The following is a 1076-nucleotide window of genomic DNA, read 5'->3' on the forward strand; positions in this document are numbered from 1 at the left end:
TTAGATTTCCGAGACGGCAGTTCTGCTGAGGGCAGGCGGTGGGTTGTTTGCGGGGCGGTCCGTCAGGGCTTGTGACGGTCATCGGGGGTCTGTCCACAGCGGCAGGGCGATATTGAGTTGCTGCATCCGAGTAGGGGAGAGGGTGCCGGTTCGGAGGAGGTGGCGTTGGCGTCCGAGCCAGCGGCCAATGGCAATGGTGTCCTCGTCGAGCTCCCGCGCGTGGGGGAGCGCACCGTCGTGGCTGGCAGACCACAATCTGGTTCGCGTAAGCATGGCGGCGAAGTGGGCCTCTTCGCGGGCGCGCCTAGTGGTGGGGTCTGGGGTGTTCCGGAGGAACCAGATCATGCCGATGTCATCGAGCGACGCGATCCGATCTTGACTGAGTGTTCCTCTGCGGTAATCAACGCGGCGTGAATCGACCCACTTTCCTAACGGAAAAGACTCGGCTGTTCGGTACCAGTGCGGAACGAGGGCATCTCCTCGGTCGCGGCGGTATAGGCGGAGCGCTTCAAGGCCCGTGTGCCATTGCTCGTCGCGGTTGCGGATCTCCCAGGTGAACCCTGCTTTATCGAGTTCAGGCCAGAGGCGTCGGGCGTGAGCGGGGTCGCGGACCCACTGTGCACGCCTTGACTGCACCCACGTTCCAAGTGGAAACCCGTCGGGTGTTTGGTGGGTGTGGGGGACCCGTCCGTGTCCTTCGGTCTCCATGAACTGCAGGTAGGCGTTCAGGCCTGCTGCCCGATCGGAGAGCGACCAGGAAACTCCTGCCTGGTGCAGCCGCGCTCGGCGTCCGGCCGGGAGTTGTCCTTGGTGGGCCAGGGTGCGTTGGCGGTGTAGCCAGGCGCCGAGCCGATGCCCATCAGGGGTTACGAAGGAGCGCGGAACGTCCGCATGACCCCAACTGGCGACGTAGAGCTCAAGGGCAGAACATGACTCGTTCCAACGCTCTTCCAAGAGACCCATCGTGACAGTGTCGCAAAGTCTGATCGAAGCGCACGGCTCAGTACCGCCGCCGGTCATCGCAGAACGAGCCATTAGAAAAAGCACGCCTCCTGCAGGTGCCCGGTAGCCGGTCG

1 protein-coding gene is annotated in these 1076 nt (G+C 63.7%); it reads right to left on the bottom strand.

Going from position 1 to position 1076, the window contains the following annotated elements; genetic code table 11:
• Positions 1-78: 78 nt before the first annotated feature.
• Positions 79-1035: a helicase associated domain-containing protein gene (locus ITJ49_RS18365; protein WP_370544597.1), complete on the bottom strand. Its 957-nt coding sequence runs from the start codon at positions 1033-1035 to the stop codon at positions 79-81.
• Positions 1036-1076: the final 41 nt, after the last annotated feature.

Source organism: Frondihabitans sp. VKM Ac-2883 (assembly GCF_015350875.1).
GTDB lineage: Bacteria > Actinomycetota > Actinomycetes > Actinomycetales > Microbacteriaceae > Frondihabitans.